Source organism: Rathayibacter sp. AY1B7, assembly GCF_002932735.1.
In the GTDB taxonomy this organism is placed as follows: domain Bacteria; phylum Actinomycetota; class Actinomycetes; order Actinomycetales; family Microbacteriaceae; genus Rathayibacter.
In genome coordinates, this window is record NZ_PSWK01000013.1 from 70224 (window position 1) to 94340 (window position 24117).

Consider the following 24117-nt stretch of genomic DNA (forward strand, 5'->3'; position numbering starts at 1 on the left):
CCTCCCGCCTCCGCCACGACCCCCTTCGGAAGGGCCGCTCCCGCATGACCACGGCCACCCTGCTCGCCCGGCTCGACCGCGGCGAGGCGTTGACGCGCGTGACCGCCGAGGAGCTCCTCGGCGCGCGCGGCGACGACCTCGACCTGCTGCTGGAGGCCGCCGGCCGCCTGCGCGACGACGGACTCGCCCGCCGCGGACGGCCCGGCGTCGTCACCTACTCGCGGAAGGTCTTCGTCCCGCTGACCAAGCTCTGCCGCGACCGGTGCCACTACTGCGTCTTCGTGGAGACACCGGGCGGGCTCGCGGCCAAGCGCGAGTCGACCTTCATGGAGCCGGAGGAGATCCTCGAGGTCGCCCGCGCCGGTGCCGCGCTCGGCTGCAAGGAGGCCCTGTTCACGCTCGGCGACCGCCCGGAGGACCGGTGGCCGGTCGCCCGCGCCTGGCTGGCCGAGCACGGCTATGCCTCGACGCTCGAGTACGTGCGCGCGATGGCCGTCCTGGTCATGAGCGAGACGGGCATGGTCACGCACCTGAACCCCGGCGTGATGTCGTGGGCCGAGCTGCAGCGGCTCCGCCCGGTCGCGCCCTCGATGGGCATGATGCTCGAGACGACCGCCGAGCGCCTCTGGTCCGAGAAGGGCGGCGTGCACTACGGCTCCCCGGACAAGGACCCGGCGTTGCGCCTGCGCGTGCTCGAGGACGCGGGACGCAGCCGCATCCCCTTCACCACCGGCGTGCTGCTGGGCATCGGCGAGAACGCGGCGGAGCGGGCGGACGCCCTCTTCGCGATCCGCGAGTCCCACGAGCGGTGGGGCCATGTGCAGGAGTGCATCGTCCAGAACTTCCGCGCGAAGCCGCGGACGGCCATGCAGAACGAGGTCGACCTCGAGCTGCAGGAGTACGTGGCCAACGTCGCGGTCGCGCGCCTCGTGCTGGGCGCCGAGGCGACGATCCAAGCGCCGCCGAACCTCACCGACGAGCAGGAGCTCGGGCTGCTGCTGCGCGCCGGGGTCGACGACTGGGGCGGTGTCAGCCCGCTCACGGCGGATCACGTGAATCCGGAGCGCCCCTGGCCGAACATCGACGACCTCGCGCGGCTCACCGCGGCGGCCGGCTACCGGCTGCACGAGCGGCTGACCGCCCACCCGCAGTACCTCCGCGACTCGGCCACCTGGATCGATCCGCGCGTCGCTCCCTACGTCGAGGCACTCGCCGACCGCGGGACCTGGCTCGCCGACGAGGCGGCGGCGGTCCTCCCCCGGCCCTACCGCGACTCGCTCGACCCCCTGCCCCGACCGGTCGCGCCCGCCCTCGGCGCCGTGCTCGCCCGGGCGGAGACGGACCCCGCCGGTCTCGAGGACGCCGACTACCTCGCCCTGCTCGCAGCCGACGGCGACGACCTCGACGCCCTCTCCGCTCTGGCGGACGACCTTCGGCACGACGCCGCCGGCGACGAGGTCTCGGTCGTCGTGAACCGCAACATCGACACCTCGCTCTGGGGAGTCGGCGATCTGACCGTCGAGCGGCTGGAGGAGCTCGCCGACGAGGCGGTCGCGCTCGGCGCCACCGAGCTCTGCCTCCAGGGCGCGATCGGACCGGAGCACCCGGGCGACGATCTGCTGCTGATCGTCCGCACGCTGAAGCAGCGGCAGCCCTCGCTGCACCTGCACGCCTACCGGCCCGGCGAGATCCTCGAGGTCGCCCGGCGCACGGGCCGAACCCTGCCCGCGATGCTCGACGCTCTGCGCGAGGCCGGCGCGGACTCCGTCCCGGGGACCGCCGCCCGCATCCTCGACGACGACGTCCGCGCCGTCCTGAGCGAGGGGACGGACCCGACCGTGGCCGAGTGGCGCGAGGCGATCACGGCCGCGCACCGCAGCGGCCTCCGCTCCACCTCGACCATGGTCTACGGACACGTCGAGACCCCCGAGCAGCAGCTCGCGCACCTGCGCACGCTCGCGGCGATCCAGGACGAGACGAGCGGCTTCACCGAGTTCATCGCGATGCCCTTCGTCCCGGCGGAGGCGCCTCCCGCCGTGGTGCGCGCGAGCCGGGGCGGGCCGACCCTCCGCGAGACCCGCGCCGTGCACGCCGTCGCACGGCTCGTCCTTCACGGCCGGATCGCCCACGTGCAGACCGCCTGGACCAAGCTCGGACTGCACGCGGCGCAGGTCCTCCTCCGCGGCGGGGCGGACGACCTCGGCGGCCTGCTGCTCGACGGCGCCCTGCGGCCCGAGGCCGGAGCGGAGGCCTACCGCTCGCTCGACATCGCGACCGTCGCCCGGCTGAGCGGCGAGATCGGCCGCGGCTGGCGCCAGCGCACCACGACGTACGGCGTGGTCGCGCCGGAGAGGGCGCTGCGGGCGGAGGCCGTCGCAGCGGCGGGTCCGCAGCGGATGCGCCTCCCGGTCCGCGGGACCCGCCGGGCGTCATGACCCGCTCCGAGTACCTGCGGCGTCAGGCCGATCTGGTCCGGGAGGAGCGGATCGAGTCGGACAGCGCCGCCGTGCGGCTGCTGACCGCGGGCGCCGAGAGCCCGCGCGCGGTCCTGCTGCTGACCGGCGTCGGCCGGGGCGCGCGGAGCGACACCGGGCTGCTGCTGCCGATGCTGGCGCGGCGACACCGCGTCGCCGCGCTCGAGCTCGCCGATCTCGGCGACCCCTGGCTCGACGGACCCGCCGCGGTCCGCGCCTCCCTGGACGCGCTCGGCGCCGAGGAGGCCGTCCTGATCGGCCACTCGCTCGGAGCCGCCGTGGCCCTCGCCGCGGGCGATCGGCGGGTGCGCGCCCTCGCCCTCGTGGCCGGATGGCTGCGCCCGACGGAGCGCCTCCTCCGCACGGCGCGCCTCTGGCCGATGCTGCCGCCCGACGCGCAGGAGGAGGCCGCTCGGCTCCTCGCCGTCCGCTCGGCCACCGCCTCCTCCCCGTGGGGCGCCGACGCCGCGCGGATGCTCGCCGCCTCCGCCCGGGCCGACGTCGCTGCGGCCGCCTCGGACTGCCGGGTTCCCGCCCTCGTGGTCGGCTGCTCCGCCGACGCCGTCGCCGGCGTCGAGGGCGCCGAGGCCCTGCTCGGCGCGATCGACGACGCCCGCTACGCCGTCCTCGACTCCGGTCACGCGGTGCTCGCCGAGCGGCCCGCCGAGCTCCTCGCCGTCCTCGAGCACTTCCTCGCCGATCCGCACCGCGACCCGGCGGGCAGCGTCCTGGCGAGGACGACGGTCTGATGGACGTCGACGTCGTCGTGATCGGCGCCGGGTTCGCCGGGCTCGGAGCCGCGGTCCGCCTGGAGCGCCGCGGCGGGACCTCGTTCGTCGTGCTGGAGCGCGCCGAGCGGATCGGCGGGACCTGGCGGGACAACGTCTACCCCGGAGTCTCCTGCGACATCCCCTCGCACCTCTACTCCTACTCCTTCGCCCCCGAGGCCGACTGGTCGGCGTTCTACGCCCCCGGGGCCGAGATCCAGTCCTACCTCGAGCGCGTCGTCGAGAAGGAGGGCCTGGCGCCCCGGCTCCGGCTGGGGACCGAGGTGCTCGAGGCGGTCTTCGACGAGGAGGCGCACCGCTGGCGGGTGCGCACCTCCCGGGGCGACTACTCCGCCGCGGTCCTCCTCGTCTGCGCGGGGCGCCTCTCCGAGCCCCGCCTCCCGGCCGTCCCGGGCCTGGATTCGTTCGCGGGTCCCGCCTTCCACTCCGCACGCTGGCGGGACGACGTCGACCTCGACGGGAAGCGCGTCGGCATCGTCGGCTCGGGAGCCTCCGCCGTGCAGATCGTGCCGCACCTCGCCGAGCGCGCCGCCGAGGTGGTGCTCTTCCAGCGCTCGGCCCCGTACGTCGTCCCCCGCCGGAACCGCCCGTACCCGCCGGAGGAGCGCCGAACCCTCTCCCGCGCGCCCGGAGCCCTCGCGAGGCTCCGCGAGGAGCTGTTCTGGCGCGCCGAGCTCGGCTTCGCCGGCCGCGTTGCCGTGCCCGAGGCCATTGACCGGCTGCGGGTGGAGGCGCTCGGCCACCTCGAGGCGCAGATCATCGATCCCGCGCTCCGCGCCGTGCTGACTCCGGACTACGAGATCGGCTGCAAGCGCGTGCTCCTCTCGGACGACTACTACCCCGCTCTCGCGCAGCCGCACGTCCGCGTCGTCCCCGGTCCGCTCCGGCGCCTCGAGGAGGGGGCCGCGCTCGGCGACGACGGCGTCCCGCACGGGGTCGACGTGCTCGTCTTCGCGACCGGCTTCCACTCCACGCGGCCGCCCTTCGCCCGGCGCATCCGCGGCCGCGGCGGCGTCCTCCTCGCCGACCGCTGGGCCGACGGCATGGTCGCGTACGAGTCGACCGCGGTCCACGGCTTCCCGAGCCTCTTCGTCGTCAACGGCCCCAACGCGAGCCTCGGCCACAACTCCGCGGTGCATATGATCGAGACGCAGATCGCCTACGTGCTCGCCGCGCTCGACCACCTCGCGGTCTCCGGCGCCGACCGGCTCGAGGTCACCGCCGAGGCCGAGGCCGCCTCCGTCGCCCGCCTCGACGCCCTCAGCGCCGACACCGTCTGGACCAACGGCGGCTGCGAGAGCTGGTACCTGGACGACAACCGGCGACTCACCCTGCTCTGGCCCGACTTCGCCTTCGCCTTCCGCGAGGAGCTCGGCCGGTTCGACCCCTCGGCCTACACGACCTGACCGCGGCTCGCTATCGTGACCGCATGACCGACCGCGTGCTCGCTCCCGAACCGCCCGCCGACGGTGCGAAGCCGAAGGGACCGGCCTCGTACTTCCCGAGCATCGAGAAGACCTACGACCGTCCCGTCCAGGACTGGCTGGACCTCGCCGACGAGCGTCTGCGCTCCGAGCCGCACATGCAGGTCGTCACCTGGCTGAAGACCGAGCACGGCCTGGGCCACGGCCACGCCAACGCGATCGTCGCCTACGTCCGGGCCGCCCGCGCCTGACCGGTCCGCCCGCCGTCCGCACAGGCTAGGCCCGCCGGCCTCCCCGGACCACCCGTCGTCGGCGCCCGCGCCGTCCGGGGATAATCGGGGCATGCGCGAAGACGACGATGTCGATCTGGTGATCGACGCGTGGGCCGGGGCCCTGCCCGACCTCGATTTCGCGCCTCTGGACGTCGTCTCCCGCCTCCGCCGGCTCAGCCCGCGCGTGCAGGAGGTGCGGCGGCAGTCCTTCGCCGTCAGCGATCTCGCCCCGTGGGAGTTCGAGCTCCTCTCGCTGCTGCGGCAGCGCGGGGAGGGCGGGATGACGCCCTCGGCCCTGGCCACGCACCTCGCGCTGTCCAGCGGCAACCTGGCCAGCCGCGTCGACCGCCTCGGGGCTCGCGGGCTCGTGGTCCGCGAGCAGAACGCCGCCGACTCGCGCAGCAAGATCGTCTCGCTCACCCCGCGGGGCACGAAGCGGGTCGACGAGGCGATGCGCAATCTCGTCGCCGCCGAGGGCGAGGTGCTCGCCGACCTGGACACCGCGCAGGTGTCGGTCCTCATCGAGTGCCTGCGGCGGATCAGCGACACCCTCGACCGACTGCAGTGACGCGCTACGCCCGACGAGCCTGAGAGGTCAAGCCCGTTCGGAGAGACGGGCACCGGACGTAGCGTGAAGCGTGCACGGTCGAGGCGTCAGCCACCCGTGCGGATGATCGCGAAAGCGGAGAGCACCATGACACAGATTTCTTCTATCCAACCCGCGCGATGGAGCCGGAACGGAGTCAGGATCGTCGTCGTTCCCGGGGCGGAGCTGCCCCGGTTCCGACTCGAGATCGACGCCCGACTGACCACCGCGCCCTCCCTCGTCCCCACCGGACCCTTCTCGACCGTCGAGGAGGCCGAGCGGGCCGCCGAGGTCGCCGCCGGCCTGCTGGGGGCGAAGATCCCGGCCTGAGCGCACACCCGTCGAGACGGCCGGATCAGCCCGCGAGCTCCGCGAGCGATCCGGTCGGGACCGCGATCCACCCCTCGGCCTCCGCCGCCTCCTGCAGTTCGGGAGGCACCGGCATGGTCGCGCCCAGGGCGTGGGCGCGGGCGTTCAGAGCGGCGACGACGGCGTCGAACGCGTCGTCGGAGCGGCTCATCAGCGCGAGCGCGGGCGCCGGCACATCGAGCCAGGGTGCGGCCCGTCGCAGCGACTCCGCGGCGAGCGCCACGGCCTCCGGTCGCGTCTTGTACCCCGTGGTGTCCACTCCCCAGAGCCGCAGCGCCGCCGCCGGGTACGCCTCGACGAGCCGTCCGCGCCCGGAGCGGTCGACGTCCTCCCCGCTCGCGGCGAAGGCGTCGAGCAGCTCCGCGCAGCGCATCGCGGTCATCCCGAGCCGGTCGGTCGAGACGCTGAGCGGCCAGCGGCCGGTGACCTCGCGCGCCACCCGGTCCGTCTCGCGGTACGCGAGGCGGCGGCGCCAGTCGCGTCCCGCGAGCGTCCGCGGCGAGACCTCCCGTCGCGTGTGCGCGGAGACGAACGCCGCGAACTCCACCGGCCAGCCGAACGCGCAGTCGATCCCGATGACCGCCGCGTCCCGTGACGCCTCGACGATCGTCGCGTCCTCGGCGTCGAGTACGAGCGAGCGGACGACGGCCCGGCCGCCGGAGAACTCGAGGGCGGCGAGAGCGGTGCGCACCGGCTCCGCAGCGAGGTCGACACCGATCGTGAGCACGGGGACAGGGTAGGCGCTCCGGCGCTACGCTCGAGCGATGACGCCGCCCGCTCCCTCCTCCCGGGCGGAGTCGGCCCGCGTGCCGGTCGCGCTCCTCCGCCTCCTCGTGGCCGCCGCCGTTCTGGTGGCCGTGATCGCGACGGCCGTCGACACCGCCTCTCGGACGCCGCTGAACCCGTTCAACTTCTTCGGCTTCTTCACCATCCAGAGCAACATCGTGCTGGCCGTCGTGCTCGGAGCCACCGCCGTGCTCGCGCTCCGCCGCCGTCCCGCGCCCGGCGGGCTCCTACTGGTGCGGGGTGCCTTCACCGGGTACATCATCGTCGTCGGCCTCGTCTACAACACCCTCCTCACCGATGTGGCGGGCGGAGTGGCGCTGCCGTGGGCCAACACCGTCATGCACGTGCTGTTCCCCGTCTACGGACTGCTCGACTGGCTGCTGCTCGCGGATCGCCCTCCGCTGCCGTGGCGCAGGCTCTGGCTGGTCGTGGTCTACCCGATCGTCTGGCTCGTCGTGGTGCTGATCCGCGGAGCGACGGACGGCTGGGTGCCCTATCCGTTCCTGGATCCCGCGACCGGGTACGGGCAGGTGTCGGTGTTCGTCGTCGTGATCGCGGTCGCGTTCCTCGCGTCGGGGGCGCTGGTCTGGGCGATGAGCCGGCTGCGGATCGTGCCGGTGGCAGGCGGCTGAGAGGACGCTCGCCTTCCAGACGGTTCCGCCCGCCGGACGACCGGATCCGCTGCCGTCGCGCACATCCGGCCCGTTCTGGGGTCACCCGTTCGGGGTCATCCGGGGCGCCGCTCCCCTAGCGTCAGCACCGACGGTTCCCCCACCGTCCTCCCCCTCGAGAACGGTCCCCCATGAGCCTCTCCCTCTCCCGCCCGCCGACCCCGAGCCGCCGCGTCCGCGCCCTCGCCGTCGGAGCCGCGCTCGCCCTCGCCGCCGCGCTGCTCCCGGCGCAGGCCGCCGCCGCCACTCCCGCCCCCCTCTCGGTGCTGAGCCTCGGCGACTCCATCACCCAGGCCTACGGGACCTGCGGCTCCTTCGCGGACTGCCCCCGCAACAACTGGTCCACCGGCACCAGCTCCTCGGTGAACTCCTTCGCCTCGCGCCTGCGGACCGCGCTCCCCGGCACCACCGTCACGACCGCGAACTTCGCCACCACCGGCGACGTCGTCGCGCAGGTCCCCTCGCGGATCGACGCCGCGGTCGCCGCCGGCGTGCGGCCGGACGTCGTCACCCTGCTCATCGGCGGCAACGACCTCTGCTCTCCCGACAACCGCGTCGCCTCCGACGGCTACACGATGACCCCGGCGAGCACGTTCCGCACCGGAGCCTCCGCCGCGATCACGAAGATCCGCACCACGTGGCCCTCCGCCCGCATCGTCCTCTCGTCGATGCCGAACGTGGCCTCCGAGTGGTCGGTCGTGAAGACCGGAGTCGGCGCGCTCGTCTGGGCGGGCGGCGACCTCTGCCGGACCACGCGCGGCGTCAGCTCCACCGGCCGCAGGCTCAGCAGCACCGCCGCGGCCGCCTCCGCCGCTGCCGCGAAGACGCGGACGACGCAGTACAACACCGCGCTGCAGACGGCGTGCAGCGCCGCCGGTCAGCTCTGCGACTGGGACGGAGGAGCGCTCACCGCGACCCCCGTCACCAAGGGCCTGATCGGGACCACCGACTACTTCCACCCGAGCGTCGCGGGTCAGGCGAAGATCGCCTCGATCCAGTGGGCGGCGTCGAACTTCTCGAAGTAGCGGCCTCCGGAGCGGCCGCTCACGCGTCGAGCGGCCGCTCACCCTCGCGGCGGCGACGCTGCTCCTCGGCGAGCCGCGCGTAGTGCGCCTCCTCGCGCTCGAGGTCGGCGAGCTGCTCCTCGGTGCTCTTCGGAGCGGGCCGCACCACCATCGGCGGCGGCGCCTGCTTCCGGCGGCGGGGCACTCGGCCGCCCGGCACGAAGGATCCGCCGTCACCACGCTTCCAGTCGTGCCCGAGCAGGAACCACAGCGAGACGCCGATGAGCGGGAGGAAGAAGATCAGCAGGATCCACACGATCTTGGGCAGGTTCTTGATGACGTTGTCCGGCTGCCGTACGACGTCGACCAGCGCGAGCACGGTCAGGACGATGATCACCAGCGAGAAGACGAACCCCATGCAGTCGAGGGTACGACGCCGCCGCGCGAGCAGAGTGCTACTCGGAGAGTCGCATCACGACTCCGGCGTCAAACACTCCGCGGTCCGCTCCTTTCCTCTCGCGCACCGCTTCGACCTCGCTCCAGGCCACTCCGAGCTCCGACGCGAGCGCATGCAGGACTTCCGCGACGTCCGCCAGCTCTTCGACGGACGGGGCAGCCAGGACCTCGTCGCATCCCTCCTTCAGCTTCGCCAGGAGCCAGGCCCGCCGCTCGCTGGCATCGACGGATCTGAAGCGCGCGTCGACACCGAGACCCCGGAGCAGTGCCGGTACACCGTCTCGGACGAGCTTCTCCCTCGTCATGTCAGCAGCCGGACGAGCTCTGATGCTGACGCGACGGACCCGCCCGCGTCGACGTCGGGGGCCCGGAGAGCGTCGACTGCACCACGGACATCGCTCCACGGAGGACGGTCTCCGGTCACATCGACGGCCGGGCCCCATCGAGTACCCTCCGCTGAAAGTGGACCGAGCACCTTCCCCCACCCCGACAACTCCACCCGATACCCGTTCGAACGCCTCTCCGGATTGTGACCTGGAAGAATGACGGCTGGCACCCCTGATGCCACGCACGTCGTCGCGATTCCATGTCCTCCGTGATGCACGACGGCAGCCAGCTCCGGAAACACTTCTTCGAGATCCCAGAGAGCCGCGACGTGGATGGCGTCCGGGACATGTCGATACGAATCCGCTGACGCCTGGTCTCCGGTCGCCACATAGATTTCTCCTTCCCAGTTCTCGAAAGCGTGCAGGAACTCCGAGTCGATTCCTCCTACCGTCCGATAGAACAGCAACCCGGATCCATGCAGACCCGCTTTGACCGGTCCGAGAACGCCAGTGAAAACCACTTCTCTCATACCGACGCGGCTCTCCATTACGTCAAGACTCGGCGCACTCGGTATTGCGATCAGCCCGCGTTCGAACAGTTCTCGAACATCTCGATCGACCAGGGGAAGCCCTCGCCGCCCAAGAGCCTCGTTGACCGCCATGAGCGGTCCGGTCCAGATCTCGGACACTCCCTCGCCCTGATAGCGGTAGCCGACGAGCTGATTGTCTTGGCATAGCGTGACGATCGGGATGGAGAGCGAAGCGCAAGCTACGATCATCGACAATCGGTTATCGTTGATCACCCGGTCCGGCCTGAACCGCTGGAGCACAGCGACGTCAGCAACGACTGCTTTATCGAACACGCCAGGATCTCCCCATTCTGCCCATGGGTCGATGTCTGCGACACCTTCGCGGTAATAGGCTGTCGTGAAGATTCCCGCCTTCGAGACCAATCGATCGTGCACCGCATTCTGCCGACCGAGTAGAACACAGTCCCAACCCGCGGAGTGAAAAGCCCGACCTATGGCTACCAGGCGCGTGACGTGGCCGTTCCCCCTTCCCCACGAGACATGCAGTACAACGGGGCGCTTCATGTCGCCCTCGCAAACCGAAAATTCTCAACGAGCGCGACGACAGTCGAATGCGATGCAGCGGCGACCAGGCCCACCTCTTCTCCCGCGAGAGCGAGTTCCCAGTCGGCGAGATCTGGAGTTGCGTTCGCTCGCGCGATCACCGTACGCAGGTGATGCGGAGGAAGAGAGCGCGTCAATGGCGCGACGACCTTTTCGTGCGCATTGCCGATGACAACGTAGCCATCGACATCGCTACCAAGGGCTAGGACGTCTCGCCATGATGAGATCTCGATCTCTTGCGCTATTCCTGCATAGCCCCGCAGGTCTAGGGCGCCGGGGATCATGTGGACGTGCATGTGATGACAGAGGCGCTCTCCAGGACGACTTCGAAGACAGTGACCGGTACGCCCGTGCTCGAACAGAACGTAGTCCCCGAACTCTGCACAGATGCGCTTACCGAGGTCGGCCTCCAATGCGTCGAGCCGCTCTGCCGCCTGCGCATCCATGTCTGCGGCCGATGGATAGTGCTCGGTTGTGTAGATGAGGAGGTGACCCTGCCGAAGGGGAGCTGGATCAGAACAGACCGCGAGTCCGTCTTCCTCCCACACTCGACGCGGATTCGACCTGCAGAAGACGCATTCGGGGTCCCAGGTGACCGACATTCTTCATCATTTCCTTTCGCTCGAACTCGATGAGATGGACTGGACTGCGGCAAGTGCTAGATCGACCTCATTTGTCGTAGTTCTCGGCCCGAAACTCACCCGGACAGTCCCGCCATCGCCTGTGCCGAGAGTCTCGTGGGCCAGAGGAGAGCAATGCAGTCCGGCGCGAACGAGAATGTCGAAGCGTTCTTCGAGGAGCGAAGCAGCAACACTCGGGGTCACACGGTTCATCCGGAACGACACCACTCCGACAGATTCTTCGGCGCTGGGCGATTCGATGAGGGTGACCGCGCCACCACCACTGAGACCAGTAACGAATCGTTCTCGCAAATCGGTTGCTCGACGCCGCCTTCTGGCGATCTCGGCCCCGTCCAACAGCCTCAGAGCCGCGCCTAACCCGGCTATTCCGATCCCATTCTGTGTTCCCGCCTCTTGCGACCAGGGCAGCCAGCAGGGATGATCCCGACTTTCAGAACGTCCACCCGATCCGCCGGTGACGAAAGGCGACAACCGGACACCTTCTCCGACAACAGCGCCACCAACACCCAAAGGTCCCCCCAAACCCTTGTGCCCAGCGAACACCAGCACGTCCGCAAGACCCGCGTCGACATCAAGGTACCCAAGCGCCTGCGCCCCATCCACGGCGATGAAAACACCGGCCTCTCTGCAGATTTCAGAGATTTCACGGATCGGAAGCACTGAACCGGAGACGTTGGAGGCCCAGGTGACAATGACCCCGGCGACTCCGCCGGCAAGCAGTTGCTCCTGCAGTCGATCGAGATCGAACGGTCCGCTGGTCGAGGGCGGAATGATCTCATGCCTGACCGAACCCTCCTGCGCCGCTGTATGAAGTGGCCGAACCACTGAATTGTGTTCGAAAGCGGACGTCAGGACGCGGCCCCCGATCGAGCCCAGGTGGTGCACAACCGCATTGAGAGACATCGTTGCATTCAGCGAGAAGGTCACCCGCTCCGGATCGATGCATTTGACCAGATCTGCTAGCGACTCACGAGCTGCCCAGACTTGGCCCTCAGCCCAAGCGGATAGCCGGTGCCCCGACCTGCCTGGGCTTGTTCCACGTTCAGCATAGGATTTCATGGCGTCCACTACATGATGCTCTTTGGGAAAAGACGTGGCCGCAGAATCGAGATAAATCACTCCGCACCTCTTCGTGTGGGTCTTCGTCGGTTCGATGTGATGATGAACATATGTCTTACAGCCATCCACGCCGACGACTGGCACGAAATGACACTCGCCGCGCCTGGCTCTGTGAGAGCTGGACAGCGGGCGAGCCTTGGCGCCACGTCTGCGCGTGCGCACGGTGTTCACGACCCGAGGGGTGCCACGCGCGCCACACTCTGGTCGCCGAAGGGCACAGCCTGCTACGGTCTCGCACATCGAATTGCGAAGTCACAAGCGAACTGACGTGAAGCGATCACTCCTTTACCGCGACATCGCGGAGTGCAGTCCGCAACGTACAATGAGGGCCGGCTCTGCGATGCCTCCAGGTACGCGAGAAAGGATGAAGGCATGTCAGGACCGTTGATCTTCCCGCAGAAAGCAGACGGTGTTTCTCCGGAGGTTTCAGTCGTCGTTCCGACCTATGACCGCCCTGACGAGTTGAGAAGAACTCTGACGACATTAGCGCAACAAGAGGCGTCGTTCACCTATGAGGTCATCGTCGCAGACGACGGCTCTTCGAGCGATACCGTTGCGGTCGTCAAGGCCTTCGAACACGCGATTGACATCTCATACACTCGCCAACGAGACGACGGGTTCCGCCTGAGCGCGGTAAGGAATCTTGGCGCGCGAGCATCTCGGGGCAGAACACTGATCTTCCTCGATTGCGGCACTCTCGCGGGCGAGAACCTGATTCAGTCCCATGCGGCGAACGTGGAAGTCGGTAAACGCAGTACAGCAGGGCCGACCTACGGCTGGGACTTCTCTGGCGAAGATGCCCATGCATTCCGTTCTCTTGTCAGCGGCCCGGACTGGCGCACAAGACGCATGGAGATGGCTACGCGGCCCGGCTACGCTGATTACAGATCGGACAAGTGGTTGGATGTCGATGTCCGGCGGGTTCCGCTGGCGGTCCCCTGGCGTTTCTACTGGGGACGGAACATTGCAGTGGCGCGATCGGATTTCTTCTCCGCGGGCGGTTTCGACGAGCGCTTCTCAACTTATGGAGTCGAAGATGTGGAGTTCGGCTACAGGCTATGCCGGATGGGCCTTTCTCTTCACTGGATAGAGGACGCGTGGGGCGTAGAACTGCCGAGCATCTCCGAAAATACAGCCGAACAAGCAAGAAGCAATCGAGCTAACCTGGAACAGTGGGCCGATCGATGTGTCGATATGGAAATCGAGTTCTTCATCTGCAACAGGCCCCTGGCGCAATTGGAGCAGCCCGAGTGGGAGCGCGTCGCGAGGTGGGCTCGAGATTCAACGAACAGCCGAGCTGACCTGCAGATCCTTCGTCAGCATCCGAACGACACATCGATGCTTTTCGTCGGACTGATGTCTGAAGTAGCTCATTCACGGTCCGTCGTCGCGCTCGGGCCGGGTTTTCCCATTGCGTCCGAACATCCGAGCGGCTGGTCGACTGCACGGCGACCGGTCAATCTCAACGCGATCGGGATCCGATGCGGTTTCGCCGAACGCGAATTCGACATGGTGTACCTGAGCGATGCGATGGCGCCCCTGGCTGCAGTGTGGGGTGAGCATCTTCTGGCCACGGCCCGGAGGTGCGGGAAGGACCTGTTGCTGGGGCGCGGTCTCGCCGCGGCATTTCAATCAGCGGGGATAGGGTCGGACGGCTTTTAGGTGAGAGATATTCAGTGGCGCGCATCAGTTTCGGATCGCAACGACCCGGGCGACATCGAGGATCCACCTTCGTCCGCCCGCGCCAACTAGACCGGTCAGCGACTAAGGAGGAACCACTGTCTGGCGCTCGCGTCCCACAATCCGTCGCCCTGACCCTGCTGAGCAACGCGACCATCGGAGGCCTCACCAGCGTAGCCGTTCCCGTCTCCCTCGACTCGGCCGGTCACTCAAAGGGCGAGATCGCCGTGTTCTTTCTCGTCAACGCGGCCGCCGCCATCGTCTACAACACCCTGCTCGTCCCTACAGTTCGCCATCACGGGTACCCGCGCAGCGCATTGGTCCTGACCTGCGCAGCCGTCCCGGTCGCCCTCCTTGCACTCCGCGCGACCGCAGGTACATTCGTGCTCGTCATGCTGAGCGGCGTTCTCCTGCTCCTCGTCAGCACGATCGTCCCGCAGATCTTCGGCCGCGTCGCCGCGCAGCTGAGTGACGACGAACAGGTCGCCGCGGTCACGCGTCTTCGGCTGATGACGGTCGGCGGATACATCCTCGGCCTCGTCATCTACTCGGCCGTGTCCGCGCTCGGGCTCGATCCTCTCTTGATCGCCTCCGTGTTCGGCGGCATCACGATGATCGGTGCGACCTGCAGACCATTCGCTGGACGCGCGTTCCCGCGCGAGCACGATGGCGGAGAAGTCGGAACGCCTCGAGCGAGAAGCGGAGCGTTCTTCACTGCGCTTGTCCTCGTGGCGCTTCTCAAGTCGGCCGACACCCTTCGGGGGATCTATCTGCCGCTGTTCGCTGTCTCGTCCGGGCTCCGCCCTGCCGAGGTGCCTCCTTTGTTCCTGATATCGGCTCTACTGGAGTTGGCCGCGCTGCCTCTGCTCGGTCGGCTCAGCGCGGCCCGCGGCAGCGCCGTCACCCTCGTCGTGATCGCCCTCTTCGGGGTCGGATCGTTCTCGCTCCTGCTCCTCGCGACCACCTATCCGGTGCTGCTGCTGGCCCAGGCGCTCTACGCCGTAGTGGGCGTCGGCTTTCAGAGCACCGGCCTGGTCCTGCTCGGTCGAACGAGCAGGGGCGGAGTCGGCGCGGGCGCCAGCGCATACACGGCCGTGACGCAGGTCGGGACCGTCCTCGGAGCAGTGCTGCCGCTGATGGTCGAGGGCTACTCGTCCGGGATCTTCGTCATCGCGACCGTCCTGGTGGCGCTGGCCGGGATGCTGGCCGTCGCGCTGCGGGCGGTCGGCGGACGCTGGTGACGGCATCCGATCGCGCCAGCACACCGGCGACTCTTGCGCACCGGATGCTGACTTTCTCGCGAAGCGCTGAATCAGACCGATGCACGCGTCTCAGCCGTAGTTGCGCACCCCCGCCCGGCCCTTCCGCGCTCATGACACCATCGGATGATGACCGAGACGCCGCCCGCCCCCGCCTCGACACCGGTGAAGAAGCGCCTCACGGCCGCACGTCTCGCCCTGATCGCCGGCCTCGTCCTCGCCGTCGCCGGCCTGGCCGCGCTCGCACTCGTGCCTCTGCAGTACGCGAACATCGACCGTCAGGGCTTCGACTACGTCTGCAGCGTCAGCCTCGGCGGTGTCCCGCCCGAAGCGGGAGAGCTCGTCCGCGGCTTCTGGTCGTGGTGGCCGCTCGGCGCAGCCTGTGAATGGAAGCTCCTCAACGGCACGACGGTCGTCGACCTCCCCGACTGGTCGACGACCGCCGTCGCGATCGTGGGCGCCGTCCTGCTCGTCGTCGGAGCGGCGCTCGCGATCGCGTCGCCGTTCCTCCGCCGCCGGAGCGCTCCGGCCGGGACCGCCTAGCGGTCGAAGAGGTTCCCGAGGTCGCCGAGCCCCGGCAGCTGGAAGTCGGAGCCGAACTCCGACACCTGCTCCCCCAGCCCGGACACGTGCTCACCCGCACCGGAGACGAACTCTCCCGCGCCGCCCGTGATGTCACCGAAGTCGCCCAGATCGCCGAACCCGCCGGCGAGGTTCTCGAAGTCCACGCCGAGGCCGGACGCCTGCGCGAGCAGCGGACCGGCGACGCTGCTGATCACGGCACCGCCCGCGACCGCCGCGAGCAGTCCGCCCGCCGCGCCGAGCCCGATGCCCGCCGCCGCTCCGACGCCGGCACCCGCGAGGGCACCGCGGGTCCCCGGCTTCGAGAACATCTTCTTGAGGAACCCCGGATCGTTCGCCTCGCCGCGCGTCGCCGCGCGCGCCAGGTCCTCGGGGGCGGAGGACCGCGGCTGCTCGTTCGCGGGCAGCTCGTCGCGGAGCCGCGCCTCGACCTGGGCTCGCTGAGCCGGCGACAGCTTCGTGAACGCGTCGCGGTGCACCTGCTCGAGCTGCTCCGGGTCGGCGGTCCGCAGGAGGTAGTCGTAGCGCGCGATCGCTGCGCGGTCCTCCTTGGTGACGACCGGCTGCTGCCCGGGCCGGGCGTCCTGAGGGCGCGCGGAGGGGCGCTGCGGTGAGCCGTACTGCTGAGGCGGCTGGGCCTGCCCGCTCCGCGAGTCGCCCGTCACCTTGTCGGCAGCGGAGCGCACGAGGTCGCGCCAATCGGTCGTCCCGCTCGAGGACGAGCCCGAGCCACTCTTCGAATCGAGCGCCTTCGACGCCATGCCGAGAACGCGCTTGAACATGCTCACAGAGAACCTTCCGTCGAGTACCAGCCTCGATCATGGCGGCGCCGCCTGAGCGAAGGCCCGCGAGACGCCCTCAGAAGGCCGTGAGCGGTCGGGCGGTGGGCGTCGCTCCGAGATGTCCTCTCCGCCCTCGCCTGATCGAGGAGCTCGCGCACGCACCGCGGGCGGAGGACGGCCCGCCACATCCAGCCGAGGAAGGGGGTCTCGAATTCCGACAGCGACCGCCTGCGGACGTCCGCCATGCGACCGGCTATCGCGAGCAGCGCGCTGAATCCCGCGAGTCGGCTTTTCGCGAACGCGTTCCGCTGAACGGAGAGGCTCAGGACGAGGACGGCCGCGAACCCGCGAAGGAGCTCCTCGGTCGTGCCTCCCTGCCGCCGAGGAGTCCCCACCCGGGCAGGACCATCGAGGACTCGAACCGTCGGCGCCTCGACCAGCACAGCTCGGAGTGCTGGGCGGGCGGCAGACCGTGGCGTCAGACGGAGCGACGGCGCGGTCTTCCGATGGACTGATCCCGATCGCGGATCGTGGTGCCCCTGGAGGGACTCGAACCCCCAACCTGCTCCTTAGGACGGAGTCGCTCTTCCATTGAGCTACAGAGGCTGGCCGAGCCAGTGTACCCGCCGTGCCCCGCCCCCCGCGAAGCGACGACAGGGCCCCACCACAACGCCAGCGAAGCACGCCACGGCCCTCGTCGCGGCGACTGCGCGGCGCACCCCCCTTGACACGAAGGCCTCCCGCCTCCATGGTTAGTTACAACACCAACCAACCACCCAACCCAGCACCGAAGGAGCCCGCGTGGACGACTCCCGCCCGCTCTTCCTGCAGATCGCCGAGCAGATCGAGAACGACATCATCGACGGCGCGCTGCCGGAGGAGTCGCAGGTCCCGTCGACCAACGAGTTCGCCGCGTTCCACCGCATCAATCCGGCCACCGCCGGCAAGGGCGTGAACCTGCTCGTCGACGACGGGGTGCTCTACAAGAAGAGGGGGATCGGCATGTTCGTCGCCGAGGGGGCGCGCGACCGGCTGGTCGAGAAGCGCCGCACGCAGTTCCGCGACCAGTTCGTCGCTCCGCTGCTCGCCGAGGCCGCCAAGCTCGGCCTCAGCACCGAGCAGCTCGTCGACATGATCACAGAAGGGGGATCGCGATGAGCGCGGTCATCGAGGTCCACGACCTCACCAAGCACTACGGACGCATGCGCGCCGTCGACGGCATCGGCTTCGCGCTGGAGGAGAACCGCATCCACGGCCTCCTCGGCCGCAACGGCGCGGGCAAGACGACGCTGATGTCGCTGCTCACCGGCCAGGAGTTCGCCAGCTCGGGCGAGATCCGCGTCTTCGGGCAGTCGCCGGTGGAGAACGCCGCCGTCCTCTCCCGCACCTGCTTCATCAAGGAGAGCCAGAAGTACCCCGACGACTTCAAGGTGAAGCACGTCCTGCGCAGCGCTCCCTGGTTCTTCGACGGCTGGGACGAGGCGTTCGCCCGCGAGCTCGTCGAGGACTTCCGCCTCCCGGTCGACCGCAAGATCAAGAAGCTCTCCCGCGGACAGCTCTCGGCGATCGGAGTGATCGTCGGTCTCGCCTCCCGCGCCCCGCTCACGTTCTTCGACGAGCCGTACCTGGGGCTGGACGCCGTCGCCCGGCAGCTGTTCTACGACCGCCTCCTCCAGGACTTCGCCGAGCACCCGCGCACGGTCGTCCTCTCCACCCACCTCATCGACGAGGTCAGCAGCCTGCTCGAGCACGTCCTCGTCATCGACCAGGGCCGCCTCGTCGTGGACAGCGACGCGGAGGAGCTGCGGGGTGCCGCGGCGACGGTCATCGGACCCCGGCAGGCCGTCGAGTCGTTCACCGCCGGCCGCGAGGTCATCGCCCGCTCCGCTCTCGGCAGCCGCGCCTCGGCCACGCTCCCCCGGCTCGACGACGCCGGCCGCGCCTCCGCCGCCCGCCACGGGCTCGAACTCGAGTCCGTCCCCCTCCAGCAGCTCGTCGTCCAGCTCACCACCGGGAAGGCCTCGGAATGACCGCCCTCACCGGCGCCCCCGCGCGCCACGACACCGCCGCCGGCCGCCTCGGCAGCGTCGTCCGCCTGCACTTCGCGAACCCCGCCACCATCCTCTACACGCCGCTGATCATCACGGCCGTCATCCTGTCGGGCAACCTGGTCGTCTGGTGGCTGATCCTCCACGGGCTCGACTCCGGCGAGCGCCTCGAGGCGCAGGAGGGGATGACCTACTCCGGCGCGTCCTTCTTCCTCTTCGTCTACATGATGGTCGTGGCCGTCCAGTCGGTGAACGTCACCTTCGGCCTCGCCCTCGGCTACGGCGCCACCCGCCGCGACTTCTCCCTCGGCACGGCCCTCACCTTCGTCGCCCTCTCGGTCTTCTACACCGGCGTCTTCGTGGTCCTCGGGATCGTGGAGCGGGCGACCGACGGCTGGGGCTTCGGCGGCAGCTTCTTCCGCTCGATCTACTTCGGCGGGGACTCCGTGGGCGAGCAGGCCGTCGCGGTGCTCTGCGCCCTGCTCTTCTTCTTCTTCATCGGAGCGGCGACGGCGGCGGTCTACGTGCGCTGGCGCCAGCGCGGGATGCTGCTCTTCTTCGGGATCCTCGTCGCCCTCCTGCTGGCCGTGATCACCCTCCTCACGCTCACCGAGAACTGGCCCGCCGTCGGCTCCTTCTTCGGCAGCGTCGGATACGCGGGCGGCTACGCCCTCTCGCTCATCCCGACCGCGATCGCCGGAGTCGCGGGCTGGGCGATCCTCCGCCGCGCCACCCCGCGCAGCAGCTGACACCACCGCCACCGATCCGAGAGGACCGACCATGACCGCCCCCGCCCGCCGCTCCGCCTCCCCGCGGAGGATCCTCTCCGTCCTGAGGCTCCACCTCGCCCACCCCGGGACGGTCCTCGGCTGGCCGCTGCTCGTCCTGCTCGCCGTCCTCGCCGGCAACCTCGTGATCTGGTGGCTCGTCCTCCGCGGGATCGGGGCCGAGCGGGGCGGCGGCGACTCGGGCATCCTGCTCGTGGGGCCGGGGATGCTGATCGTCGTCTTCCTCTTCATCGGCTCCATCCAGGCCACGACCGCCACCTTCGGGCTGGCGCTGAGCTACGGAGCGACCCGGCGCGACCACGTCCTCGGCAGCGCCCTCGCCTTCGCGGCACTGTCCGTGCTCTGGTCCGCGATCGTCGTGGCCCTCGGGGTGCTCGAGGAGGCGACCGGGGGCTGGTGGCTGGGTGGCGCGCTCTTCCTCGCCTCCCCCCTCGACGGTCCGTGGCACGAGCGCTTCGTCGTCCTGCTCTGCTCGCTCCTCGCCGCCTTCGCCCTCGGGGGAGCAGCGGGAGCGGTCTTCCTCCGCTGGCGGGAGCGCGGAGTGACGGCCTTCCTCCTCGCCCTCGGAGCGGTGGCACTCGCGGTGGTCGTCGTCGTCGCTCTCGCCGGGGGCCGGCCGGTCGTGGCGGACGTCCTCGAGAGCGCGGGCACCGCCGGAGCCGCCGCTCTGCTCCTCGTCCCCGCCGCGCTCCTGACGGCGGTCGGGTCGCTGGTCCTCCGCCGGGCGACGCCGCGCGGCTGACCCCCTCCGGAGCCGGGCCTGCAAGGCCCTTCCGCCCCGGGCGTCCGGATGCCAGCGTGGGCACATGGCCGACTCCCCCGCTCCGTCTCTCCTGCCCGTCCCCGAGCACAGCTGGATCGCGCGACCCGCCGACGCGGAGCTGACCCAGGACACTCTCGACACGGTCGACGCCTGGTGGCGCGCCGCGAACTACCTCGCGGTCGGACAGATCTACCTGCTCGCGAACCCGCTCCTGAAGACCCCGTTGAGCCGGGAGGACATCAAGCCCCGCCTGCTCGGCCACTGGGGCACCACCCCCGGCCTCAACCTGATCTACGCGCACCTGAACCGCGCGATCCGCGAGCGCCGCCAGCCGACCCTCTACATCACCGGTCCCGGCCACGGCGGACCGGGCATGGTCGCCAACGCCTACCTCGACGGCACCTACAGCGAGATCTACTCCCACATCGACGAGTCGGAGGAGGGGCTGCGCCGCCTCTTCCGCCAGTTCAGCTTCCCCGGTGGCATCCCCAGCCACGCCGCCCCCGAGACTCCGGGCAGCATCCACGAGGGCGGAGAGCTCGGGTACGCGCTGAGCCACGCGTACGGAGCGGCCTTCGACAACCCGGACCTCCTGGTCGCGGCGGTCGTCGGCGACGGCGAGGCCGAGACCGGCCCGCTCGCCACCAGCTGGCACTCCAACAAGTTCGTGAACCCGCTCACCGACGGCGTCGTCCTGCCGATCCTGCACCTCAACGGCTGGAAGATCGCGAACCCGACCGTCCTCGCCCGCATCCCGCAGGAGGAGCTCGACAGCCTCCTCCGCGGGTACGGCCACGAGCCGTTCCTCGTCGAGGGCGGCTTCGACGGCGAGGACCCGATGCGCGTGCACGAGCGGTTCGCCGACGTCCTGGACACGGTGCTCGACCGCATCGCGGCGATCAAGGAGCGCGCCGCCGCCGGCGACCTCTCACGCCCGGCCTGGCCGATGATCGTGCTGAAGACCCCGAAGGGCTGGACCTGCCCGACCGAGATCGACGGCGTCCAGGTGGAGGGCACCTACCGCTCGCACCAGGTTCCGCTGCCCAACGCCCGCGACACCGAGGCGCACACCCGGCTCCTCGAGGACTGGCTCCGCTCCTACCGGCCCGAGGAGCTCTTCACCGAGGAGGGCGGCGTGGTCGACCGCGTCCGCTCGCTGGCCCCCGAGGGCGAGCTGCGGATGAGCGCGACCCCGCACGCGAACGGCGGGCTGCTGCGGCAGACCCTCGACCTGCCCGACTTCCGCCGCTACGAGGTCGTCGTCGAGCAGCCGGGTGGCACCGTCGCGGAGGCGACGAAGGTGCTCGGCGAATGGCTCGCCGACGTCATCCGCGCCAACCCGACCAACTTCCGCCTCTTCGGGCCGGACGAGGTCGCGAGCAACCGGCTGCAGTCCGTCTACGCCGCCACCGACAAGCAGTGGGACGCCGAGCTCAGCCCCCTCGACGACCACCTGGCCCGCGCCGGGCGGGTCATGGAGGTGCTCTCGGAGCACCAGTGCCAGGGCTGGCTGGAGGGCTACCTGCTCACCGGCCGCCACGGGCTCTTCACCTGCTACGAGGCGTTCATCCACATCATCGACTCGATGTTCAACCAGCACGCGAAGTGGCTGGACGGCACCCGCGACATCGAGTGGCGCCGCCCGATCGCGAGCCTCAACTACCTGCTCTCGAGCCACGTCTGGCGCCAGGACCACAACGGCTTCAGCCACCAGGACCCCGGCTTCATCGACCACGTCGTCAACAAGAAGCCCGAGGTCGTGCGCGTCTACCTGCCCTTCGACGCGAACACGCTCCTCTCGACCTACGACCACTGCCTCCGGAGCGTGGACTACGTCAACGTGGTCGTCGCCGGCAAGCAGCCCTCGCCCCAGTGGCTCACGATGGCGGAGGCGGTCGCGCACTGCACGCGCGGCCTCGGCATCCTGGAGTGGGCGAGCAGCGAGCGGCAGGGCGAGTCCCCGGACGTCGTGCTCGCCTGCGCGGGCGACGTGCCGACCCTCGAGACCCTCGCGGCGGTGAGCATCCTCCGCGAGAAGCTGCCGGACCTCGCGATCCGCACGGTCAACGTGGTCGATCTGATGCGCCTGATGTCGGAGTCGGAGCACCCGCACGGCCTCTCCGACCGCGAGTTCGATGCGGTCTTCACCCCCGACCGCCCGATCGTGTTCGCGTACCACGGCTATCCGTGGCTCATCCACCGACTGACCTACAAGCGGACCGGCCACGGCAACCTGCACGTGCGCGGGTACAAGGAGAACGGCACCACCACCACTCCGTTCGACATGGTGATGCTCAACGACCTCGACCGCTACTCGCTGGTGATCGACGTCATCGACCGGACCCCCGGCCTCGGCGCCCGCGCCGCCGGTCTCCGCCAGGAGATGCAGGACGCCCGCATCCGCGCCCGCGCCTACACCCGCGAGCACGGCGAGGACATCCCCGAGGTCGCGAACTGGACCTGGGCCGGCGAGCGCTCCGGCAACGCCAGCGCCAACACCGGCAACGACAACGAGTAACGCTGGGCCGCACCCGACGCCCCTCTCCTGACGGGTCGCGGTCGTGTCGCTGGCAAGGCGGAGGAGGAAGCGATACCGGCGGTATCGCGCCCGACGACAACGCCGCCAGCGGCGCGACCGCGGCCCGTCAGGCGGCGGGAGCCAGGTAGTCGTCCCAGTCGGGCTGCGTCCGCTCCGCGCCGCGCACGAGCCAGGAGCCGGCGCGCGGCATCCGGGGGACGGTGCGCAGACGCCATCCCATCTCGTGCGGGGTGCGGTCGCTCTTGACGTTGTTGCAGCGCTGGCAGCAGGCGACGAGGTTCTCCCAGGTGTCCCGGCCCCCGCGCGACTTGGGCTGGATGTGGTCGATCGTCGCCGCGTGCTGACCGCAGTAGCCGCAGCGGTGGTTGTCCCGGCGGAGCACGCCCCGGCGCGACACCGGCACGCTGCGGCCGCTCGGGATGCGCACGTACCGGGTCAGCACGATCACCGAGGGCCGCACGTGGTCGCCGTGCGCGCTGTGCACCGGATTGCCCTCGTCCGCGGCGATCACGGTCGCCTTCTCCGTCATCAGCAGGACCAGGGCCCGCTTGAACGACACCACCGCGAGCGGCTCGTAGCCGGCGTTGAGAACCAGAGTGCGCATCAGTGACCTCCGTGCTGTCGCACGCCGTCGCGCGAAGGCGCCGCGACCACGAGCAAGGGCGCCGTCGTGATGACGGCGCCCTGCGAGGCCGCGGCGGAGTGCCGCGCGATGACGTGGAGTCGTATCCGCGTGTCGGAGGAGTGCACCGCCGCGGTGAGGACCCGCGCGCGTATCGAATCGGCCGGCCGCACGCGCGAGCGCAGCCCCACGCTGTGGCGCCCGCTCCGCTCGGCCATCCCGGCACTCCGTCCCTCGACGAATCGATCCGCTCGCCACGCGAGCGGACTGGGGTTCAGGTTAACCCTTCACGCCCGGAACACCAGGGGTCGGTCCGGATTCGTCACGCGGCGTTCACACGGCGGGACGACGAGAGCCCGCCCCCTCCAGGAGGGGACGGGCTCTCGAGCGGATCGACCGGATCAGCCGTTGATGCGCACGATCCGGTAGTCGGAGGTCCACAGCGGCTGCACGCGGACGCTCGCGCCCTCGTACGGCGCGTGCAGGATGTTGCCGTTGCCCGCGTAGAAGCCGTCGTGGCCGTCCATGATGACGAGGTCGCCGGGCTGCGCGTCGGCGAGCGAGACGGGGGTGCCCATGGCGCCCTGGCCCGCAGCCGAGTGCGGCATCGAGATGCCGTACTGGGCGAAGACGTACATCACGAAGCCGGAGCAGTCGAAGCCGCTCGGGTCGGCTCCACCGAAGACGTAGGGCACGCCCTGGTACTGCATCGCCGTATCGAACACCGCCGAGAGGCTGTAGCTGGTGGTCGGGGCGGCGGCCGCGATCTCGCTGGCCGAGGCGCCGGAGTAGGAGTTGAACTCCTCGGCGGTCTCGGCGCGCGCCTCCGCGACGTCGCTCGTGTCGACGACGGGCTCGGCCACCACGACGGGCTCGGGCTCCGGTGCGGGCGGCGGGGGCGCCGCCTCGGCCGAGAAGCCGTCGCGGGCGATCGCGGCCTGCACCACTCCGCCGTCGACGGCGGAGTGGTGCAGGCCGCGATCGCCCGCGACGGCTTCTCGGCCG

Annotated in this window: 25 protein-coding genes and 1 tRNA gene; 16 read left to right on the top strand and 10 right to left on the bottom strand. The window is 70.0% G+C overall.

All coding sequences use genetic code 11. The features are described from left to right. Positions 1-44 precede the first annotated feature (44 nt). The 6 genes from cofG (at position 45) to C5C95_RS09080 (ending at position 5874) form a co-directional block, all read left to right on the top strand. Positions 45-2435, top strand: coding sequence for a 7,8-didemethyl-8-hydroxy-5-deazariboflavin synthase CofG (gene cofG, locus C5C95_RS09055; protein ID WP_104324271.1), 2391 nt, complete (start codon positions 45-47; stop codon positions 2433-2435). Next, positions 2432-3223 (top strand): alpha/beta fold hydrolase, encoded by a 792-nt coding sequence (locus C5C95_RS09060; protein ID WP_104324272.1) that lies wholly within the window; start codon positions 2432-2434, stop codon positions 3221-3223. The genes cofG and C5C95_RS09060 overlap by 4 nt, the downstream gene beginning before the upstream one ends. Then, the gene (locus C5C95_RS09065; RefSeq protein ID WP_104324273.1) at positions 3223-4668 is read left to right on the top strand and encodes an NAD(P)/FAD-dependent oxidoreductase; all 1446 of its coding nucleotides are present in this window, start codon (positions 3223-3225) and stop codon (positions 4666-4668) included. The genes C5C95_RS09060 and C5C95_RS09065 overlap by 1 nt, the downstream gene beginning before the upstream one ends. A 23-nt stretch (positions 4669-4691) precedes the next feature. Beyond that, positions 4692-4937, top strand: coding sequence for a DUF4287 domain-containing protein (locus tag C5C95_RS09070; protein WP_104232872.1), 246 nt, complete (start codon positions 4692-4694; stop codon positions 4935-4937). Positions 4938-5028: 91 nt separating this feature from the next. Continuing rightward, complete coding sequence (locus C5C95_RS09075) at positions 5029-5526, top strand: MarR family winged helix-turn-helix transcriptional regulator (RefSeq protein WP_104226460.1); 498 nt, start codon at positions 5029-5031, stop codon at positions 5524-5526. Between the two features lie 126 nt (positions 5527-5652). Continuing rightward, positions 5653-5874: a hypothetical protein gene (locus C5C95_RS09080; protein WP_146076606.1), complete on the top strand. Its 222-nt coding sequence runs from the start codon at positions 5653-5655 to the stop codon at positions 5872-5874. 25 nt (positions 5875-5899) lie between these two features. Here C5C95_RS09080 and C5C95_RS09085 read toward each other — a convergent pair whose 3' ends face one another. Beyond that, the gene (locus tag C5C95_RS09085) at positions 5900-6640 is read right to left on the bottom strand and encodes a DUF429 domain-containing protein (protein ID WP_104324274.1); all 741 of its coding nucleotides are present in this window, start codon (positions 6638-6640) and stop codon (positions 5900-5902) included. Positions 6641-6677: 37 nt separating this feature from the next. Here C5C95_RS09085 and C5C95_RS09090 point away from each other — a divergent pair, with 37 nt between their 5' ends. Both C5C95_RS09090 and C5C95_RS09095 read left to right on the top strand, forming a co-directional pair. Next, positions 6678-7331: a Pr6Pr family membrane protein gene (locus C5C95_RS09090; RefSeq protein WP_104246723.1), complete on the top strand. Its 654-nt coding sequence runs from the start codon at positions 6678-6680 to the stop codon at positions 7329-7331. Positions 7332-7501: 170 nt separating this feature from the next. After that, on the top strand, positions 7502-8395 hold the full coding sequence (locus tag C5C95_RS09095; RefSeq protein WP_104324275.1) for a GDSL-type esterase/lipase family protein: 894 nt from the start codon (positions 7502-7504) through the stop codon (positions 8393-8395). 19 nt (positions 8396-8414) lie between these two features. Here the strand turns inward: C5C95_RS09095 and C5C95_RS09100 are convergent, their stop codons facing one another. From C5C95_RS09100 to C5C95_RS09120, 5 genes are all read right to left on the bottom strand, one after another. Beyond that, positions 8415-8792, bottom strand: a complete 378-nt coding sequence (locus tag C5C95_RS09100) for a PLD nuclease N-terminal domain-containing protein (RefSeq protein ID WP_104273107.1) — start codon at positions 8790-8792, stop codon at positions 8415-8417. A 37-nt stretch (positions 8793-8829) separates the two neighbouring features. Then, positions 8830-9135, bottom strand: coding sequence for a nucleoside triphosphate pyrophosphohydrolase (locus C5C95_RS09105; protein WP_104324276.1), 306 nt, complete (start codon positions 9133-9135; stop codon positions 8830-8832). After that, positions 9132-10121: a glycosyltransferase gene (locus C5C95_RS17120; RefSeq protein WP_146076538.1), complete on the bottom strand. Its 990-nt coding sequence runs from the start codon at positions 10119-10121 to the stop codon at positions 9132-9134. The genes C5C95_RS09105 and C5C95_RS17120 overlap by 4 nt, the downstream gene beginning before the upstream one ends. 125 nt (positions 10122-10246) lie before the next feature. Beyond that, on the bottom strand, positions 10247-10891 hold the full coding sequence (locus tag C5C95_RS17125; protein WP_146076843.1) for a hypothetical protein: 645 nt from the start codon (positions 10889-10891) through the stop codon (positions 10247-10249). Positions 10892-10897: 6 nt separating this feature from the next. Beyond that, positions 10898-12049, bottom strand: coding sequence for an aminotransferase class V-fold PLP-dependent enzyme (locus C5C95_RS09120; RefSeq protein WP_181125626.1), 1152 nt, complete (start codon positions 12047-12049; stop codon positions 10898-10900). 372 nt (positions 12050-12421) lie between these two features. Between C5C95_RS09120 and C5C95_RS09125 the strand changes: the two genes are divergently transcribed. From C5C95_RS09125 to C5C95_RS09135, 3 genes are all read left to right on the top strand, one after another. Further along, a complete protein-coding gene (locus C5C95_RS09125) occupies positions 12422-13711 on the top strand; it encodes a glycosyltransferase (protein ID WP_104317263.1) in 1290 nt (429 codons plus the stop codon). Between the two features lie 14 nt (positions 13712-13725). Beyond that, a complete protein-coding gene (locus C5C95_RS09130; RefSeq protein ID WP_181125627.1) occupies positions 13726-14970 on the top strand; it encodes a hypothetical protein in 1245 nt (414 codons plus the stop codon). Between the two features lie 147 nt (positions 14971-15117). Further along, positions 15118-15531, top strand: coding sequence for a hypothetical protein (locus C5C95_RS09135; RefSeq protein ID WP_104339898.1), 414 nt, complete (start codon positions 15118-15120; stop codon positions 15529-15531). Here the strand turns inward: C5C95_RS09135 and C5C95_RS09140 are convergent. Beyond that, positions 15528-16352, bottom strand: coding sequence for a hypothetical protein (locus C5C95_RS09140; protein WP_258072645.1), 825 nt, complete (start codon positions 16350-16352; stop codon positions 15528-15530). The genes C5C95_RS09135 and C5C95_RS09140 overlap by 4 nt on opposite strands. Before the next feature lie 531 nt (positions 16353-16883). Next, positions 16884-16958 (bottom strand) — tRNA-Arg (locus tag C5C95_RS09150). A 195-nt stretch (positions 16959-17153) separates the two neighbouring features. Here C5C95_RS09150 and C5C95_RS09155 point away from each other — a divergent pair. The 5 genes from C5C95_RS09155 (at position 17154) to C5C95_RS09175 (ending at position 22469) form a co-directional block, all read left to right on the top strand. After that, the gene (locus C5C95_RS09155) at positions 17154-17510 is read left to right on the top strand and encodes a GntR family transcriptional regulator (RefSeq protein WP_104324281.1); all 357 of its coding nucleotides are present in this window, start codon (positions 17154-17156) and stop codon (positions 17508-17510) included. Continuing rightward, complete coding sequence (locus C5C95_RS09160) at positions 17507-18382, top strand: ABC transporter ATP-binding protein (protein ID WP_104224612.1); 876 nt, start codon at positions 17507-17509, stop codon at positions 18380-18382. The genes C5C95_RS09155 and C5C95_RS09160 overlap by 4 nt, the downstream gene beginning before the upstream one ends. Next, positions 18379-19149, top strand: a complete 771-nt coding sequence (locus tag C5C95_RS09165; protein WP_104324282.1) for an ABC transporter permease — start codon at positions 18379-18381, stop codon at positions 19147-19149. Before C5C95_RS09160 ends, C5C95_RS09165 begins: the two co-directional genes overlap by 4 nt. A gap of 31 nt (positions 19150-19180) precedes the next feature. After that, positions 19181-19930: a hypothetical protein gene (locus tag C5C95_RS09170; RefSeq protein ID WP_104324283.1), complete on the top strand. Its 750-nt coding sequence runs from the start codon at positions 19181-19183 to the stop codon at positions 19928-19930. Positions 19931-19994: 64 nt separating this feature from the next. Further along, positions 19995-22469, top strand: a complete 2475-nt coding sequence (locus C5C95_RS09175; protein WP_104239076.1) for a phosphoketolase — start codon at positions 19995-19997, stop codon at positions 22467-22469. Between the two features lie 127 nt (positions 22470-22596). Here C5C95_RS09175 and C5C95_RS09180 read toward each other — a convergent pair whose 3' ends face one another. Further along, a complete protein-coding gene (locus C5C95_RS09180; protein ID WP_104224608.1) occupies positions 22597-23094 on the bottom strand; it encodes an HNH endonuclease in 498 nt (165 codons plus the stop codon). Positions 23095-23513: 419 nt separating this feature from the next. Further along, positions 23514-24117, bottom strand: a 604-nt coding sequence (locus C5C95_RS17660; RefSeq protein WP_219814749.1) for a C40 family peptidase, incomplete at its 5' end; no start/stop codon positions are given.

Bases quoted from the DNA above. Each gene is read 5' to 3' on its own strand.
- cofG (WP_104324271.1), top strand. From the start codon at position 45: ATGACCACGGCCACCCTGCTCGCCCGGCTCGACCGCGGCGAGGCGTTG.
- C5C95_RS09060 (WP_104324272.1), top strand. From the start codon at position 2,432: ATGACCCGCTCCGAGTACCTGCGGCGTCAGGCCGATCTGGTCCGGGAG.
- C5C95_RS09065 (WP_104324273.1), top strand. From the start codon at position 3,223: ATGGACGTCGACGTCGTCGTGATCGGCGCCGGGTTCGCCGGGCTCGGA.
- C5C95_RS09070 (WP_104232872.1), top strand. From the start codon at position 4,692: ATGACCGACCGCGTGCTCGCTCCCGAACCGCCCGCCGACGGTGCGAAG.
- C5C95_RS09075 (WP_104226460.1), top strand. From the start codon at position 5,029: ATGCGCGAAGACGACGATGTCGATCTGGTGATCGACGCGTGGGCCGGG.
- C5C95_RS09080 (WP_146076606.1), top strand. From the start codon at position 5,653: ATGACACAGATTTCTTCTATCCAACCCGCGCGATGGAGCCGGAACGGA.
- C5C95_RS09090 (WP_104246723.1), top strand. From the start codon at position 6,678: ATGACGCCGCCCGCTCCCTCCTCCCGGGCGGAGTCGGCCCGCGTGCCG.
- C5C95_RS09095 (WP_104324275.1), top strand. From the start codon at position 7,502: ATGAGCCTCTCCCTCTCCCGCCCGCCGACCCCGAGCCGCCGCGTCCGC.
- C5C95_RS09100 (WP_104273107.1), bottom strand. From the start codon at position 8,792: ATGGGGTTCGTCTTCTCGCTGGTGATCATCGTCCTGACCGTGCTCGCG.
- C5C95_RS09105 (WP_104324276.1), bottom strand. From the start codon at position 9,135: ATGACGAGGGAGAAGCTCGTCCGAGACGGTGTACCGGCACTGCTCCGG.
- C5C95_RS17125 (WP_146076843.1), bottom strand. From the start codon at position 10,891: ATGTCGGTCACCTGGGACCCCGAATGCGTCTTCTGCAGGTCGAATCCG.
- C5C95_RS09125 (WP_104317263.1), top strand. From the start codon at position 12,422: ATGTCAGGACCGTTGATCTTCCCGCAGAAAGCAGACGGTGTTTCTCCG.
- C5C95_RS09135 (WP_104339898.1), top strand. From the start codon at position 15,118: ATGACCGAGACGCCGCCCGCCCCCGCCTCGACACCGGTGAAGAAGCGC.
- C5C95_RS09140 (WP_258072645.1), bottom strand. From the start codon at position 16,352: ATGTTCAAGCGCGTTCTCGGCATGGCGTCGAAGGCGCTCGATTCGAAG.
- C5C95_RS09160 (WP_104224612.1), top strand. From the start codon at position 17,507: ATGAGCGCGGTCATCGAGGTCCACGACCTCACCAAGCACTACGGACGC.
- C5C95_RS09165 (WP_104324282.1), top strand. From the start codon at position 18,379: ATGACCGCCCTCACCGGCGCCCCCGCGCGCCACGACACCGCCGCCGGC.
- C5C95_RS09170 (WP_104324283.1), top strand. From the start codon at position 19,181: ATGACCGCCCCCGCCCGCCGCTCCGCCTCCCCGCGGAGGATCCTCTCC.
- C5C95_RS09175 (WP_104239076.1), top strand. From the start codon at position 19,995: ATGGCCGACTCCCCCGCTCCGTCTCTCCTGCCCGTCCCCGAGCACAGC.
- C5C95_RS09180 (WP_104224608.1), bottom strand. From the start codon at position 23,094: ATGCGCACTCTGGTTCTCAACGCCGGCTACGAGCCGCTCGCGGTGGTG.